Annotated in this window: 9 protein-coding genes; 2 read left to right on the top strand and 7 right to left on the bottom strand. The window is 70.3% G+C overall.

Features of this window, described 5'->3' with window-relative positions:
• Window positions 1-2: 2 nt before the first annotated feature.
• From drmA to DEJ51_RS25535, 5 genes are all read right to left on the bottom strand, one after another.
• Window positions 3-3,869: a DISARM system helicase DrmA gene (drmA, locus tag DEJ51_RS25555; RefSeq protein WP_150259955.1), complete on the bottom strand. Its 3,867-nt coding sequence runs from the start codon at window positions 3,867-3,869 to the stop codon at window positions 3-5.
• Window positions 3,870-3,990: 121 nt separating this feature from the next.
• The gene (locus DEJ51_RS25550; protein WP_150259954.1) at window positions 3,991-6,231 is read right to left on the bottom strand and encodes a hypothetical protein; all 2,241 of its coding nucleotides are present in this window, start codon (window positions 6,229-6,231) and stop codon (window positions 3,991-3,993) included.
• Between the two features lie 156 nt (window positions 6,232-6,387).
• Window positions 6,388-7,218 (bottom strand): hypothetical protein, encoded by an 831-nt coding sequence (locus tag DEJ51_RS25545; RefSeq protein ID WP_150259953.1) that lies wholly within the window; start codon window positions 7,216-7,218, stop codon window positions 6,388-6,390.
• Window positions 7,219-7,469: 251 nt separating this feature from the next.
• Window positions 7,470-7,673: a DUF397 domain-containing protein gene (locus DEJ51_RS25540; protein WP_150259952.1), complete on the bottom strand. Its 204-nt coding sequence runs from the start codon at window positions 7,671-7,673 to the stop codon at window positions 7,470-7,472.
• Window positions 7,670-8,497: a helix-turn-helix domain-containing protein gene (locus tag DEJ51_RS25535; RefSeq protein ID WP_150259951.1), complete on the bottom strand. Its 828-nt coding sequence runs from the start codon at window positions 8,495-8,497 to the stop codon at window positions 7,670-7,672. Before DEJ51_RS25535 ends, DEJ51_RS25540 begins: the two co-directional genes overlap by 4 nt.
• A 114-nt stretch (window positions 8,498-8,611) precedes the next feature.
• Here DEJ51_RS25535 and DEJ51_RS25530 point away from each other — a divergent pair, with 114 nt between their 5' ends.
• Both DEJ51_RS25530 and DEJ51_RS25525 read left to right on the top strand, forming a co-directional pair.
• Window positions 8,612-8,839 carry a hypothetical protein gene (locus tag DEJ51_RS25530; RefSeq protein ID WP_150259950.1) on the top strand — a complete coding sequence of 76 codons (228 nt, stop codon included), beginning with the start codon at window positions 8,612-8,614 and terminating at the stop codon, window positions 8,837-8,839.
• 148 nt (window positions 8,840-8,987) lie between these two features.
• On the top strand, window positions 8,988-9,218 hold the full coding sequence (locus tag DEJ51_RS25525; RefSeq protein WP_150259949.1) for a hypothetical protein: 231 nt from the start codon (window positions 8,988-8,990) through the stop codon (window positions 9,216-9,218).
• Between the two features lie 28 nt (window positions 9,219-9,246).
• Here DEJ51_RS25525 and DEJ51_RS25520 read toward each other — a convergent pair whose 3' ends face one another.
• Entirely contained in the window at window positions 9,247-13,464 is a 4,218-nt protein-coding gene (locus tag DEJ51_RS25520; RefSeq protein ID WP_150259948.1) for an Eco57I restriction-modification methylase domain-containing protein, read from the bottom strand.
• Window positions 13,461-16,721: a DISARM system SNF2-like helicase DrmD gene (drmD, locus tag DEJ51_RS25515; RefSeq protein ID WP_150259947.1), complete on the bottom strand. Its 3,261-nt coding sequence runs from the start codon at window positions 16,719-16,721 to the stop codon at window positions 13,461-13,463. Before drmD ends, DEJ51_RS25520 begins: the two co-directional genes overlap by 4 nt.
• Window positions 16,722-16,758: the final 37 nt, after the last annotated feature.

Below are 16,758 nucleotides of genomic sequence, written 5' to 3'. Positions count from 1 at the left end.
GCTCACGCCTTCTTCCCCTGCCCGCCTGCCGTGGCGGCCTTGCCGTCCAGTACGGCGCCCGTTTCGTCTCCCTCGGGCGAGTCCTCGCCGTCGGCGCCGGACTGGCCCGCCCCGGGCGCGTAGCTCCATGCGGGTGCTCCGCCGACCACGTCGTAGAGGCCGGCTCCCGGCACCAGCAGGTTGATCTCGTTCTCCGTCTCGCGCATCGACTGCGCGACCGTGAGCTCGTCCCAGGTGGCGCCGGTGGCCCTGTTGAGCAGCCCGCTGAGCCGCTGGCCCTGCCAGGCCGCCTCCTCGTATCCGAGGCGTGCTGAGCCCTGCTTCTTGTGCGCCCAGGCGTCCTTGAGGACTTCGATGCGTTCCGCGAGGTACTTGCGGGCGCGCGGCCCGCCGACGGTCTCGGCGCGGGCCAGGAACCGCCCGGTGACCTGCTGCGCGACGGGGCCGTCGAGGTCGAGGTCGTAGGCGTCGTGGTTGCGGGAGTGGGGCGTGGTCGCGTTGCGCACGGCGGCGATCCACGCCGCCGCCGTCGTCCGGTCCAGGGACCGGCGGGCGAACGGGGTGACGGAGAGGGCTTCGACCTGCCGGTAGAAGGTGGCGTGGTAGTGCCCGAAGTTCTCGAAGTGCGCCAGGTCGCGCGGCCGCGTCCAGTTGTAGAGCGTGACCACCAGGCCCGGGCGTTCGGCGGTGCGGCCCACGCGCGAGGACGCCTGGATGTACTCGGCGGTGTTCTTGGGCTGGCCGACGACCATCATGAGGCCGAAGCGGGAGACGTCGACCCCCACCTGGAGCATGGACGTGGCGATCACCGCGTCGACCGCTCCCGTGCCCTCGTTGCGCAGCCCGAGCTTCGAGAAGTCGATGCGCTGCTTGTGCTGGGCGGCCTCGCGCAGCTCGTCGGCGACCGCCTGCCGCCGCACGGTGGTGTCCATGGACTCGTCGAAGGACACTTCCAGCCGGGACAGCACCTCCGTGATGTCCGCGGAGGAGATGCGCGAGGTCAGCTCCTGGACGGACAGCATCTCCGTGCGGCGCAGGAGGCGGTTCGACAGGCCCTTGCGGGTACCGTGGATGCGTACGCGGGTGGCGATGTCGTCGTCGAGGAAGCGCCGCATACCGGCGAGTTCCCGCGTGGCGTTGAAGTAGCCGACGAGCGTCATGTAGGGGTCGGCGGGCTTGCCGTGCCGGTCGAAGAGGGTCTGGCCGGCCAGGAAGAGGATCTCGGCGACCCTGATCTCGGCCTGCTTCATACGGACGCCGTGGGCGCAGATGCCCAGGTAGCGCCGCCCCGGCGCCTCCTTCGACAGCTCGACCTGCTGGGAGAAGAAGGTGTCGCCGATGTCGATGACCTGGGGCGGGAAGATCGCCGACTTACGGGCGAAGACGCCGCTGATCTGGTCCGCCGACCGCTTGGTCGTCGCCGTCGAGGCCACGATCTTGGGGCCGACGCGGACGGTGGTGCCGTAGGCGTCCTGTGCTTGCCAGCCGCACAGCTCGTCGACGGCCGCTTCGAAGAGGCCGACGGTGGTGCCCAGCGCGCCCGAGATCAGGTGGAGTTCGTCCTGGATGATCAGGTCCGGCGGGCGCAGCCGCGTCACCGGCTTGCTCTTCACGGCCGGGTGCTTGCCCTTGGCCTGGTGCTTGTCCCCGCACTTGGTGCGGGTGTCGAGGTCCGCGTGCCGGTAGCCGTGCCTGGGGCAGAGGTCGGAGACCCGCCCGAACAGCATGCCGGCCTGGCCGCGCCAGGGCAGCTGGGCCAGCTTGTCGACGGTGGCGATCAGCAGGCTGGGGGCCAGCCGGTAGATCTCCTCGTCCACCGTCAGGATGGGCAGTCCCTCACCCGGCGAACGGCGCTGCGAGAACGGACAGGCCTGCTTGCCCTCGCCGTTGGGACAGTAGAGCAGGACGCGGCGCAGGTCGTCGTCGGCGTGCAGGTCACGCTGGGCACTCAGTGCGGAGCCGCACCAGGGGCAGGCCAGCGTCTGGAGCACCTTGGCGCCCTTGCCGTCCCCGGCGTCCTTGGCCTCGCCGATCTGCTTCTGGGCCTCGTCGAAACTGTTCGGGGAGACCGCACCGCCCACCCAGAGGCCGATCCGGAAGGGGGTGGTCCCCCAGCGGACGTCGCCGCCGTCGTAGGCCTCGCGGCGCAGCACTTCGGCGGCGCAGATCAGCGCCGCCGCCCGCTGGAACTGCTGGGCGGTCAGCAGCCGCAGGGTGTACCGCATCAGCACGGCGACGCCGGCCTCGCCGCTTCGGGCGTCCTCCCCCGTGCCGATCGTCCCCTGGAGGCGGCGGATGGCGAAGGTGAAGGCGGCGAGCCCGAGGTAGGCCTCGGTCTTGCCGCCACCGGTCGGGAAGAAGAGCAGGTCGACGATGCCGTCCGGACCCGCCTCGCGCTCCTTCAGCGTCGGGTCGGCCAGCGCCCGGAGGTTGAGGAGGACGAAGGCCAGCTGGAACGGGCGCCACGATGCGGCTTCCGCACCCTTGGCGTCGATGCGCTTCTTGGCCTCCTGGAAGGTGACGCCCTCCCGCTCCCGCAGCGCCGCGATGGCGGTGTGCTTGCGCTGCAGGGCCATCGCCCGGTTGGCGAAGCGGAACGCTTCCAGCACCTCGGGGCGTTCGGGGTCCGCGAGGGCGTCCACGCCGAGGGTGATCCGGACGGCGACGTCCCGGGCCCGGGACACCGCGTCGAGGGCACTGGTGCGCAGCGCCCCGGTCAGCTGCTCCGCCTGCGCCTCGCGCTCGTCGAGCCAGGCGCTGTAGCCGTTGGCGAGCGGAGCCAGGGCCTCGCTCAGCGCGGCCGGGGGCAGCACGGCGAGTTCGTCCATGGACAGCTCGATGCCGTCCAGGTGCTGCGCGTCGGCCCCGGTCGGGGCGATCGTGGCCGGCACGTCGTGGACCGGCAGCCAGGTGGTCGTGAGGGCGTGGGCGCGGCGCTCGCCCTTGTCGAGGGCGACCGCCACGGCCACGTTGCGGCCCGCCGCGTGCTTCAGGTGGTTGCGGTACAGCAGCGTCAGGTGCTGCTCTTCCAGGTCGGCCGCGCCCAGGCCGTCCTGGGCGGCCTCCTCGGCCTCGTCCAGCGGGTCGGAGATCGGCAGGAAGACCGGCGCCCCGCCGTCGGCCGCGGTGACGTGCAGCTCGGCCTGGAACAGCCAGGCCGCGTCCTTGGCCTGCTGGGGTTCGTCCTGCGCGTTGACGAGCGACAGCTCGACGACGCGGCTCGGTCCCGCGGCACCCGGCCGGTTGCGTACCTCCGCGACCAGCCGTACGCCGGGGGCGTCCTCCTGGTCGGCGGTGAGCGGCAGGACCTGGCGGGGCGCTCCGTCGACCGGGACGGTGACGAGCTTCTCCACCTGCTCCCGGGTCCAGGTGGACCGCGCGACGCCTTCCTCGTTCAGGACCTGCGAGCGGTGGTACTGGCCCCAGCGCACCCGTACGGTCACCGCCGCCGCGTCGTCCGTCGCCGGGAGGCCGAACATCAGGCCCATCGACGAGGCCCACATCCGCCCCGCGTTCTGGGCGGTGAGCCGTTCCGGGAGTCCCTGGTCGGTGCCGTCGCCCTCCCCGTCGGAGTCGTCGAGGAGCTGCTCGTCGGCAGCGGCGAGGGTGGTGCTCAGGGCCCGCTTCGGGCCGATCCGCCCGACGAGGTACCGGTCGCGGGGACCGGCCGCCCGGTGGTCGAACTCCTCGTCCGGTCCGTCCCACGGGCCCAGCAGGTCCCGGCTGATGAGCTCGCCCAGGTCGTCCCGGATCTCGTACGAGGACGCCGGGACGAAGTCCTGCGCCACCTCGCGGACCCGCTGGAGGAGGTCCTCCTCCAGGGAGCCGCTCCCGCTCCTCGCCCCTTCGGCGGTCTTGCCCGTCGCCATCAGTGCATCCCTCTTCCGTCCCTCGCGCGGTGCCCTCGCGGGCCCCTCCCCACAGCGCGGCCGACGCCGCCCGGACCGTGACAGCCGGTCACGGTTGCGATGCTATCGAGCACCGCTGACGTCAGAAGGCCGGTACGGCTCCTGACAAGGCCCGTTCGAGCAGTTCGGCGATGTCCTTGTCCCCGCGCTCGGCCAGCCGCTCCAGCAGTGCATGACCTTCCTGGCCGGGCTCCATCCCGATCCGCCGTGCGATCACCTCCACCGCCTCCGCCGGAGTCACCGCGGCCGTCCAGCCGGTGAGCCGGGCGGCGCCGCCGTCGGGACCGGGTCCGTCCGCCGGCGTGGGCAGCCGCAGCGCGCTGAGGTGGCCGTCGGTCACGTTGAGGAAAACCTGGTCGCCCGCGGTCGCCCCGATGTGCTCCAGCAGCGGCTTCACCGAGCCGAAGGTGGGCTGGGCCCGCCAGGCCAGGGAGGTCTCCCCCGCCTCGTGGCGCAGCGGGACCGGGTCCCGGTGCGGGGCTCCGCCGATGTGGGCGGCCCAGCCGGCGGGCACCGGGAAGCCGGAGCCGCGCAGGTGGTCGGCGGTCAGTTCCACCCGGTACCACCAGCGTCCGTCGGCTCCGACGAAGCAGCGTCGCGTACCGGCGACGTCGTTGCGCGGCACGTACGGCGCGTCCTGTTCACCGGGCTGGTCGGCGACGCGGACCCAGCCGCGGCGGGTGCGGGCGAAGCCGGGTCCACCGAGGTTGGTGCGGACCGATGCCGCCGATACGTCGAAGCGGGCGCTGAGGGCCTCGGCGATCACGTTCACCTCGGCTTCCCCGCCCGCGTTGGCGATCTCGCGGGCGATCATCTCCCGGATCCCGAGGTACTCCTCGCCGCCCCACGCGCGCAGTCCGTACAGGTTGCGGTCGACGCGGAGGAAGCGCTCGTCGGTCCAGATCTGGTTGCGCATGCTGTTGATGGCGCTGCCGTCGGCGAGCTGTTCGTGGATGTCCTCCATGGACATCGGCTTCCCATGCAGGGCGAGCACGACGGCGGCGCGGTCGTTGAGCGAACGCCCCCAGTACAGCAGCCGTCCGTCCCGCACCTGGAAGCGTCCGAGGTCGGCCGCCCAGTCGGCGAGCACCTCACGGCGCACTCCGTACCGCTGTCCGAGGGCGACCGCCTCGTCCCAGGCCAACGGGGTGTCCCCGCAGGCGGCGAGCAGGTCCTCCTGCATGACCGCCCGCAGGGCCGCAGCGTCGCCCTGCACGATCCAGGTCCCGACGAGGGTCCCGCCGGGCAGCAGCCGCGCCACGACGTCCCCGAGCGGCACGCCCACCGCCTCCACGGTGCGGGCGTGGTCCGGGTGCAGCGCGTGCACCTCGGCCACCTGGCCGACGGTGCCGAGCCGTTCGGCCACGGCGGCCAGGTGCCCGGCGAAGGCCCGGCCGTCCTCGTCGGCCACCATCCACTGCGTGAGCGAGTCGGCGACGGCGCGCTCCAACTGCCGGACCCGCTCCCGGCTGACGGAGAACCGCTCGCCCAGGTCCTGGAGCTTCACCGGCTCGTCGGCGAACATCCGCTGCCCGGCGATCACGAGCGCGCGCTCGTCCCAGCCGCCGACCAGGCGCGTCAGCGCGGCGAACGGCTCGGCCATCAGCGCGGGGGCGGCGGTGGCCGCCGGAACTGGAGCGTCGACGACGTCCGGGTCCTCGGCCTCCACGGCCGGTTCGTGGTCGTCGAAGGCCTCACGCGGCGCCGGAAGTTCCGCGTACTCGGGCTGCTCCCCGCTCGGCGCCTCGACGGCCTCGGGGACCGCCACCGGCACCGCCACCGGTTGCGGCACCGGCTCGTCCTCGGGCTGCTCCTCCAACCCCTGGAGCACGGCGAGCGCGGCACGCACCTCGGCCGGTGCGTCCGCCGGCAGCCACCGGGCGATCACGGACACGGCGTCCCGTACGCATGCTCCCTCGCTCTCCTCCCGAGGTACGCCGCGCTGGTGCAGCCGGTCGAGGATCGCGCCGAACACCGCCGCGAGCACCCGGTCCCCGTCCACGACCCCGGGCCCGGCCTCCCGGGCGACCTGCGCCACCGTCTTGCCCGGCTCGACTCCCGGGCTCCCGAGCAGTCGCAGTACGGGAACCACGTCCCCGAGCTCCACGTGCGGCCACAGGGACCGCAGCGCCTGCGCCACCTGGTGGCTGAGCGCCTCGGCGCCGATGACGCGCTCGATCTCCATCAACGGTGTTGCGTGCCACCAGCCGAGCGGAAGCCGTACGTCTTCCAGCCGGGCGGCGAGGAGTTGCGGATCGGCGTAGCGGACGGCGGGCAGGAGGTCGGCGAGGGAGGTGGAGGCGTACGGCGCGGTGGACGTCATGGTCGGGCGACACTCCAGAGACGGGGGCAGGCGGCCACGGTCGGTGACTGACTCGCTCGACGTTACGGGCCCCCACTGACAGTCACTCCATGATCACCGTTCTCCCCTGTCCTGACCAGGGCAAAGCCCGGATCCATCAGGAGCGGGCGCACGTACTCACGCGACGGACCGGTCCGGAGCGGGCCCGCAGTCCCCGCACCGGGCGTCAGGAACGTTGCTGCGGAAGGCGCGTTCGCAGCCGTCGCACGTGATGAAGGGCGCGGGCCGTGGGCGGTGCGGCTCAGGTGCGGCCACCGGGAGCGGGGGTGGCAGAAGGGTGGTGAGTCGGTGCTCCAGGAAGCGGGGCGGGTGGTGGATGGGGACCGGTGCGGGAGGCAGGTTGGCGGTGAGGGTGCGGGTGATCTGCTCGGTGGTCGCATGCCGGGCGAGCCACTCCTCGACGGCGGGGCTCAGCCGCTGGACGTCCCGCACCGAGAGGATCAGGCGGGCGTCGACCGTCCGCAGTCGGGCCAGGAGGTCCGCCGCCGGTCCCGTGGGGGCGGGCGGGGCGGGCTCGGGGTCGGTGCGGGGCACAGTGGGTTGCTGCGGAACTGGCGCGGCCTCGGGAACTACGACACAGCCGGGCTTGTCATACGCAAGAGTGCGGGTCGCGAACCGGCCGCCGCCGAGGGGAATCCGCCGCCGCTCCAGATACCCGGCTTCCTCAAGCTCGTTGAGGGCCCTGCGGATGGTGATCTCGCCCTCGCGGAAGCGGAGGGTGAGGGCCTTGGCGGTCACGCTGACCCCGTCCGGAACGGACTGGATGTAGACGGCAAGCCCGATCGCGACGGCGGAGAGCTGCGGATGCTGGGCCAAGTGATTGCCGACGACCGTGAACCGGTCGATGTGGCGATGACGGAAGTGGATCACGCCGGCGCTGGGCGCGTCGGCGGGGATCGGATTCGCGGGGCGCGCGGGCGCGACCGCGTTAGACTGCGGATCAGCCATCGGGAAGGTCTACTCTTCCGGATCGGTCAGGCCCTCGTCAGGATTGCAGTCCTGTCGGGGGCCGTCTGTGTGTATGGGGTTGTTGCGGCCGACCGTACCCCACCGGTCAGGGTCCGCGTCGCGTCCTTCACCCGATCGTGTGGCGAGGGGAGTTGGGGCCCGGGTTTGGTTGGGTGGGTTCTCTCCCGCTCCTTTGAAGGGCGCCGCGCCGCACCGGGGTCCAGGATTCCGCGCCCCGGCGGCAGCCCGCCCTACACCTCTCGGACGTGCCGCACGAAGGCACTCCAGGCCACGTCCCCGACGAGGATCACGGGCCCGGCGGGCGCCTTGCTGTCCCGAACGGGGACGACGCCGGGGACGCAGTCGGCGACCTCCACGCAGTCACCGCCGCCGCCATCGCTGTAGGTGCTCTTGCGCCAAGACAGGATCGACGTGTCTATCCCTGCGGCACTCATGATGCGAACTCCTTCATCGCCTTCCGGATCAAAGCGGTTGACGCCTCGGGGGACAGACCCTGGGCATGCACAAGATCGTAACGATACGAGTGCTGCGCCACCATGGCCCTGTCCTCCACCAGTTCACCGGAGTGACCGGCTTCCAGATAGGCCACGTCAGGCCCGTTCTCGAACGACAGTACAGTGAGAGAACCTCCCATGGCCGAGTGACCGCCCGCACCGAATGGCAGCACCTGGATCTCGATACGCGGAGTCAACGCAGCCTCGGCAACTCTGGCCAACTGCTCCCTCATGACTGGTCCCCCGCCAACTGGCCGACGGATCACCGCTTCATCGAGCACTACCCAGAGCAAAGGCGGCTGCTTGCGCTGAAGGAGCGCTTGCCGTTCCATCCGCGCAGCCACCTTCTCCTCCACCTCGGCACCTGTACACCAAGGCAGGCCAAGCCTGAGCAGTTCGCGGGCATAGGCCTCGGTCTGAAGGAGACCAGGCACGCTGTGGGCCATGTACTTGTGCATGGCGCTCGCCCTCGCCTCATAGGCCATGAACTTCTGCGCCCAGTCGGGGTACGGCGTCCGCTTGATGTGCCCCCAGAGATCGACCAGGTCGCCGTCGGCATTGAGTAACCCGTCCAACTTGACGTTGACGTCCTCGGGAGGGGTGTCGTTACCCAGCTCGAACTGGGCGATCCTGCTGTGAGCGATCGGAACCTTGTCGCCGAGCTGCCGCTGCGTGAGCCCGGCGCGGATGCGCAGCTTGCGCAGCTTCGCACCGTAGAGCGCGGCGAGGGAGGCGCTCGGGTCGAGTTCTTTCGGTGCGGGCACTGACGACTCCTGTTTTCGTTCCGATGCTCCGAAAACCGTTACCCCTGGTGAGCGTAGCGCTACGCCTCCATGCTCATCGCTGAAAGACAGTGATCGGCAAGGAGGCAAGCAGACATGGACGCGGGCAAGAGCGGGCGCTCGGCGGAGAAGACGCGGGAGGCAGAGGCGGCACGGGACGAGTTGCGCGAGGCGCTGGCGGGGGTGGATGTGGTGCTGCCGTCGCTCGGGGTCGATCTGGTGTCCCTGACGAGCGACTATCTGTCGCCGCTGGTGGAACTCGGCTGCTGCCGTGCCGATGTGGCGTGGAAGTTGGCGGCGGCTCTGAGGAAGAGCGTCCAGTGACCGAGGAGTCAACGGCGCCCGAGCCGGAGGAGCAGACCGAACCGTCCGAAGACGCGGCTGTTGGCGTCGCCTGCCATGAGGCGCTGCTGGCCAAAGTCCGAGAGGCCAACAAGCGAAGTCTTGCACCTCGGCGTTAGGAGGGCCGGATATGCAGCGCGTGATGCAGACCCTGGAGGTCATGCCCGATGGGGTGCGGCGAGGTGATGTGATCGCCGTGGGCGGCATCCCGCACCGGGTGCGGGATGTAAGGGAGTTGCGGGGGCGGCGGAAACGGCTGGAGTTCGAGGACGGGAACGTCTTCGTTCTGGGCCCGTGGGTCGCGGTAAAGGTGGCCCGTGACCGGAACGCCGGCGGCGGACCGGTACGCCACTGGCGCTGACCGGCCCACCGCTCCCCCGCCGCCGTTCTCAGAACAGGCTCGGCGGCTCCTCCTCCGGAGGCTTCGACTTCCGCTGAGCAGGGGCCGCCGCCTTCTTCTTGGCGCCCTTCTTGTCATGCAGCCCGGCAGCGACTTCGGCCGCATAACGCCGCTGGTTCTCTTCGAGCAGCCGGTCAAGAATCTCCTGCCGGACGACCGGTCCGACGGTGTAGCGAGTCCCCTGCCGGGTGTCATGAAACCCGTGGTCGAGCCCACCCGGCTGACTCAAGAGGTCGTCCCAGCCGTAGGCGCGGACAACCTCCTCATCGACAGCACTATGAATCTCGCGAAGCTCAGCGATGTCCATGTCTTCGCACGCATTATCGTGCACCAGATTGTATGTAGCAGTAAGGCCACCTCGCTGCAACATTACTTCCTGCCGACGGAAGTGGAGGAGGGATCCTACTCTCTCGAGTCCGACACTCGATCGCGGCCGCGGAAATGTTTCAAACACATCGGAGGGCGTGTATCTGATTCGAGTCTCCAGGGTCGATGAACGCTCTATGGCCCACCAATAGTGCGGAGCGCTACTCAGAATAGCCAGCATCGCCAAATCATCGGAAGCAAACACGGCCAGGCCGTGAGAGAACACCTGATCCGCCCGAACCAACGACGGCATGACAGTTTTCGTATGCAGCGTAATCGCCAGAACATTCCGCAACCCAGAGATTGCCTTTACGAGGGCCGGCCGCTTATCCGCAAAATGCCAATATCGCTGAGGAAGAGGACTCCGCAAGGCATAGGAGCCGTCAGGCTTCCTCCTCTGCCTCTCCGCCTTCACATCTCTCTCAACAATCTCAAAGACGTCAGAATATTGCCGCGATCTCTCCTCGCTCCAGTCGTGGAAGTTGACAACCCATCGACTCGCTGAGCAATCCGGACGGGAATTAAGATCCTGCCCACTTAGGTAAGGAAAAAGCACCGCCCGATAACGATCATCCTTTTTGATCAACTGCGATGCGACGTCAATCCCCACCGTAAAGCCCAAACCTAGGACATACGATCCAATGAAGGATATCCCTTGATTCTCGGCTAGCCTCTCCGCCGCACCTGACACCCGCGACGCCCCATCGAGCGACGCATTAATCTTCCACACCGGCACATTGTCTGCCAGTCTCGGCACATTCCCCATTGTTGCCCGGGTAGCCCAAACCGCACAGTACTCCAGCGCGGCACTCCGCGAGGGCCACGGAGCGCTTTTCACGGATTGCCGAATCTCCACCTGCTCGGCAATCAATCGGTCGAGACCAACTTCCCGCGAATCTCCCTGCGCCAATGTATTGGTGGCAATCAAACCCACCTCTCCGCCCGCATTCAGCAAATCATGCGCACGCAAAAGAAAGTACGCTACCAGGTCAGCATTACCTCTAGCCCCCCTCCCTGCAACCTCTACAAGGTACTCCCGATAACCGACCCCAAGGGACCCTGTGACCTTCTTTCCGCCAAGGAAAGGCGGGTTCCCGACCACCGCATCAAAACCACCTCGCTCGTCCCAGACCTCCGGGAACACCAGCGGCAGATGCACCGGCTCGCGCTCGAACGCTCCCGCCGGCTTGCCGGTGGCCAGCCACTCCCGCGCCAGCGTCTCCGCCCGCCGCAGCTCGGCAGTTGCCAGCGCCTCGTCATCTCCCGCGTCGGACACCGCGTGCGCCGCCGTCACCGCCGCGAACGACAGCTGGTCCTGGTCCTTCTCGGCTCGCCCGGCACCGGCCAGTGCCGCGCCCACCACCAGGTCCGCGAAGACGCTCGCCTGGCGGGTCTTCTCCCGCACCGACGCCAGCATGGCGCGCTTCCGCTCCAGCTCCTCCAGGCCCGTGCCCGGGATGCCGGCCAGCTTGCGGCGCTCCTCCGCGACCTCCGCGATGACCCGCCGCACGCCACCCGTGAAGTCGATGCCGTCGCCGTGAATGCGGCGGCCCCGCACTGGATCCAGGTGCATGGCCTCCAGCTGCTCCACCGACGTGATGCCCAGCAGCGAGTCACCCGCCACCAGCCTGTCGTCCAGGAAGGTGAACGGCCGATCCCGGTCCATCGAGACCAGCCACAGGGACAGCTTCGCCATCTCTACGGCCATCGGGTTGATGTCCACGCCGTACAGGCAGTGCTCGATGATCTGCCGACGCGCCTCCACCATCACCGGCTCGGCCTCGGCCTCCACCGCCGACGTCGACAGGGAGTCCGCCGCCTCCAGGTAGGCCACCGCCCGCGCGTCGCCCTCGCGGCTCCACGCCTCCACCAGCGCGCCCGCCAGGTATCGGCAGGCCGCCACCAGGAACGCCGCCGAGCCCATCGCGATGTCCGCGACCTTCAGCTTCAGAATGTCCGTCGAGGACTTCGGCCGCCACTGGGTGCGGTCCGCCGTCTGGAGCGGGCCGTACTCGTAGACCAGCGGCTCCAGCGCGCCGTCAGCCACCTGCTGCGCAAGGGACTTCGGGGTGTAGTGCGTACCGGTGTTCTTCCGGAGCGAGGACTCCGTCACGTACAGCCCGCCCGCGCCGATCACCACCGGCAGGTCCCGCAGATCGCGCCGGATCAGCCGGTAGAACGGCAGCAGCCGCTCCGTCAGTTCGGCGTCGCTGCCCGTCGCGGCCAGGAGCTTGCTCCGCGCCGCCGCCCGGTCCACATCCGCCAGTGGCTCCAGCAGCTTCGTCACCTTGGCGGCGCTGCCGAGCCCCGTCGTCTTGTTGTACTCCTCCGCCAGCGCGGCGCTCAGCCCGTCGCCCTCCGCACGCGAGAGGGACTCCAGCCGGGTCAGCAGCACCTCCGCCTCCAGGCCCGCCTTACCGACGAGGCCGACGATGGTGTCCTCGGCGCGGCGGCCCTGGTACGAGAGGAGGCCCTCGTACACGTAGCCGATCTGCTCGACGTCCAGCGTGCGGAAGGTCAGCCGGCGCCGCTCCCGCTTCTTGCCCGTGCCGATCCAGACGTGCTGCACCGACTGGAGCATGTGCAGGACGGTCCGGTCGTCGATGGGCAGCGGGTCCGTCGGGTCGCCGTCCGCCGTGCCGCGGCCCTCCAGCCAGGGGAAGGAGTTCGGGTCGAAGATCGAGCCGTCGTACGCGTGCATCCGCAGCGCCGGGTGGTCCACTCCCCCGTATACCGCGTTGAACAGCGCGATGAGCCGGTGCCAGCCCACCCCGGTCTGTTCCAGGTCGTCCTCGGTCGTCTCCCGCGCCCGGTCCTCCAGCTCCTGGCACAGCCGGCCGGCCGAATACGCCTGTACGTACAGCTCGTTGTCGCTCGGCAGCAGCCCGCGTTCCTCCGCGAAGAGCAGGAAGACGACCCGCATCATGACGGCGACGGCACCGCGATAGACGTCCTGGGCCGGTACGTCGGCCAGGCCGTTGCCGCCCCGCGCGCGCTCGGTGACGTCGGCGCGGCCGATGGCCTCCACCAGCAGTTCCACAGCCTGGCGGACCTGCACGCCGAGGGCGTCGGTGACGTCCTCCTGGCTGTCCAGGGACTCCTTCAGCAGCGGCAGCAGCATCTCCGCGTCCTCGACGGCGAAGAAGCGGCGCCGGCTCAGCAGCGAAAGGAAGGCGCGTACGACGACCCGTTCGACCGGCTCGGTCCAGGCGACCGTGTCGAAGAGCGCCGACGTCGTGACACCGCCGCGCGGAGCCCACACCAGGGTCCACCAGCGGCCGTCCGTCACCAGGCCGAGCTCCACGCCGTGGTGGCGGCACAGGTGCGCCATCCGGTCGACCGGGGTCGCCGCCCAGGCCGATCCGGGGATGCGCTGGGACGGGTGGCGGCCCGCGGGGACGGTCATGCCGAGGATGGCGCAGTCGGCGACGAGTCCGGCCGTGTCCTCGGCGGTGCTGCCCGGTTCGAGGAGGGCGAAGGTGGGGACGATGCGCTCGTCGTGCTCGGGGACGTCCACGGCGAGTGCCTCGGAGAACTCCGTGCCCTCGCGCAGCGCGTCGCCCCAGCCCAGGAGCTCGTTCAGGACGAAGTCCGTCCAGGCCCCCTGCCCGGCCGCCGGATCCGACTGCCAGACGCCGTGCTCGTAGCGCAGCCGGGCCCGGAGCGGCTTGTCGATCGAGTCGAGCTGCGGCCAGGTCTTGAGCAGGACGGGCAGGGTCAGGAAGGGGCCGGACACGTCGACCAGGCTGAGCCAGTCCAGGTGGTCCTGCCGGCCGTCGGGGGCGGGGGCTCCGCTCCAGGTCTTGCCGCGGCCCGTGTTCGTACGGTGGGTGGTGCTCACTTCACGGCCTCCCGGCGGGGAACGACGAAGACGACGGCGACGGGGAACAGCAGGGCCTTGGGCCGCTCGTACCGGGCGGCGATGGCGGCGAGCTCGCGCTGCTTCTCGCTCTCCAGCGCGTCCCGGCGCTGCTCCCAGTTCTCCCGGTCGCGGCGCTGCTGCTCGACCTCGTCGAAGGCCAGCTCCAGCTGCCCTTCCTCCTCCTGCTCCGCGGGGTTTCCGATGGCCCGGCGCAGGGATTCGCGGAAGCGGTCGATCTGGGCGGTGATCCGCTCGGCCTCGTCGCGGCGGCGGGTCTCCAGACGGGTCTCCAGTGCGGTCTGCCGGTTGCGGGCCCGCCATTCCAGGGCCGAGACCAGGCCTTCGCTCACGTGCGGCCAGGCATCGGCGAGCTTGCCGCGCAGGACCGGGGCGGCCTGGGTGGCGTGGTCGGCGAAAGCGTCGTCGAGGATGTCGCGGACCGTGGTGATCTTCTCCAGGCGGCTGAAGCGGGGCTGGCCCGCACCCTCCGCCTCGCGGAGCCAGCCGCCCGCCTGGAGGATCTCCTCGTGCAGGCGTACGCCGTCGGCGCCGACGAGGACGAACCGGGCGAAGGCGCCGACGAGGGTCGTCTCCAGCTCCGGGTGGTCGCTGATCACTGCGCTGACGCGGGCGAGGTCGATCTGCTCCTTGTTCCACACGGCGGCGCGCAGCAGCCGGGTGGACATGGCGACGAGGGGGTGCCCGAGGTGGGCGAGGACGACGTCGTCCCGGTCCTTGCCGTGGCTGTCCTTGAGCTTGGCCGCCTCGAAGGTGACCGGGCGCCGGATCTCGGGGCGCAGCTTGTCGGCGAGGCCGTGGGAGGCCCGCTCCCAGGAACCGGTGAGGGTGGGGACCTCGTACAAGCCGTCGGCGCCGTCCTTTTCGTCGAGGACGGGCCGGATGTCCTGCTGGCGGGCGAGCGGCAGCGCGGTGGAGACCACGCGGGCGATCCGTTCGGGGGTGATGCCGAGGGAGTCCACCGTGCCCGCGACCTGCTCGCTCAGGCGCTGGGCCTGGGCCTGGGCGTCGCGCTCGGCGGCGACGTTCCCGCCGCCCCGCCTGGCCTTGCGGCCGGCGTAGACCTCGGCGCGCTCCACGTCGAAGTCGGTGCCGAGGTCGCCGGTCATCCGGCGCTGCACGGCGTCGGCGAGGACGGCGTTGACCTTGCCGAGGTCCTCTTCCATGCGGGCGACCTTCACCGCCACCCGGGCCAGGAATTCGAGGTCGGCCTCGTAGGTGTCGGTGCTCTTCTCGTAGCCGCTGCCGACGAAGTGCACGACCTCGGGGGCGGTGAGCTGGCCGTAGCGGTCGATGCGGCCGATGCGCTGTTCGAGCTTGTTGGGGTTGAAGGGGATGTCGTAGTTGACCAGCCGGTGGCAGTGCCGCTGGAGGTCGATGCCCTCGCTGGCCGCGTCGGTGGCCAGCAGGATGCGTACCGGGTTCTCGGTGGGCTCGGCCTGGAAGGCCAGGCGGAGCTGCTCCCGGTCCTCGGCGTTCAGACCGCCGTGCAGGAGGGCGACGCGGTCGCCGCCGAGTCCGTGGTCGCGCAGCAGGTTCTGGAGCCAGATCTGGGTGTCGCGGTACTCGGTGAAGACGACGACGCGCTCGTTGAGCCAGTGCCCGCCCTCGGCCAGGCAGTTGGCCTTCAGGTAGGTGATCAGCTCGCGGGCCTTGGAGTCGGCCTGCGCCTGGTGGCGCTGGGCCCAGTCGCGCATCTGCTCCAGCAGGACCGACTCGTCGCCGTCGGTGCTGGGCTGGAGGGTCGTGGCGCGGGCGATGGCGTCGTCCTCGGCCTCGGCGAGGGGCTCGTCGTCGTAGTCCGCGTAGTCGTCGAAGAAGGTCTCCTGCCAGTCCTCGACCTCCTCGGCCGCCTGCTGCTTCTTGCTCCGCAGCGTCTCCAGGTAGACCTCGATGGTGCGGGCGAAGGCGTCGGGCGAGGAGAACAGCCGCTTCTTGAGCAGCAGGGTGACCAGGTCGGCCGCCTTGCGGCCGCCCTTGAAGCGGGTGCCGAGCTTGGCCCGGCGGAGCTGGGCGTACTCCTTGAGCAGGGCGTGGATGCGGCGCTCGTCCTCGGTGTACTCGACGGACAGCGACGTGGTCCTCCGCTCCAGGAAACGGCGCTCGCCGGTCTCCGGGTCGCGGATGTCGGTCTTGAGGCGGCGGACGACGGTGTCCTCGACGGCCTGCGGGTCCGGCTCGACGCCGCGTGCGAAGCGCTGGTTGTCGATGATCTCCAGGAGGGCCGTGTACGACTGCTGGTAGCCGTTGTGCGGGGTCGCCGACAGGAACAGCCGGTGCTCGAAGTGCGGGGCGAGCCGGCGGATCAGCTTCGTCTGCTGGGAGTCGACGGGGTAGTACTGCTTGGGCGCGGAGGGCGCCACGTGGTGGGCCTCGTCGAGGATGAGCAGGTCGAAGGCGCGCTTTCCGGGGACGACCGCTTCGGCGTCCTGGGCGGGGAGCACCTCGGCGAGCAGCCGCTGGGCCTTCGGGCCGCGCAGCCAGGGCAGGCTCACGATGCACCGCGGATGGATGTTGAAGGGGTTCGCGGCGCTGCCGTGGGTGCGCCGGACCGCGGCGGCCCGCTCGGAGTCGATGATCGTGAAGTCGAGGCCGAACTTCTCGGCCATCTCGTCGCGCCACTTCACGGTGAGGCCGGCCGGACAGACGATCATGATCTTGTGGGCGCGGTTGCGGAGGATCAGCTCCAGCGCGACCAGGCCCGCCTCGATGGTCTTGCCGAGGCCGACGTCGTCCGCGAGGAGCAGGTTCACGCGGGGCGCGGCCACGGCCCGGGAGACGGGTTCGAGCTGGTACGGCTCGACGGCGACACCGGAACGGAAGGGCGCCTGGAGGGTACGCACGTCGGCCGAGGTGACCGCGGACCACCGGACGGCGTCCAGGAAGGCGGCCAAGCGCTCCGGCGGGTCGAAGCGCTCCGCGGTGACCTCGGGGAGGGAGCCGGCGAACAGACGGCGGCGGCCGGGCTCGATCTCCCAGATGACGGAGAGGGTGTCGTTGTAGCGGCCGTCCTCGACGCTGTTGAGCGTGACGAGGGTGCCGGGCGCGCTGATCGCCGCGGAACCCGTGCCGTGATCGACGTCGGCCACGACCCAGCGCTGCCCGCGGACCTCGACGAGATCGCTGATCTCGGGTACGGCGGTGTGGTCCTGCGCGTCGGCGCGGCGGCGTACCGCCCGCTGCGCCACCCCCGCCAGGTCGGTGGTCGGCGTCGTCATCGGGTCTCCGCCCCTCCATACCGCCCCGTGAGGGCGA

Source organism: Streptomyces venezuelae (genome assembly GCF_008642275.1).
GTDB lineage: Bacteria > Actinomycetota > Actinomycetes > Streptomycetales > Streptomycetaceae > Streptomyces > Streptomyces venezuelae_E.
The sequence above is the reverse complement of the archived record's forward strand: the minus strand, read 5'-3'. Positions and strand labels throughout refer to the sequence as shown.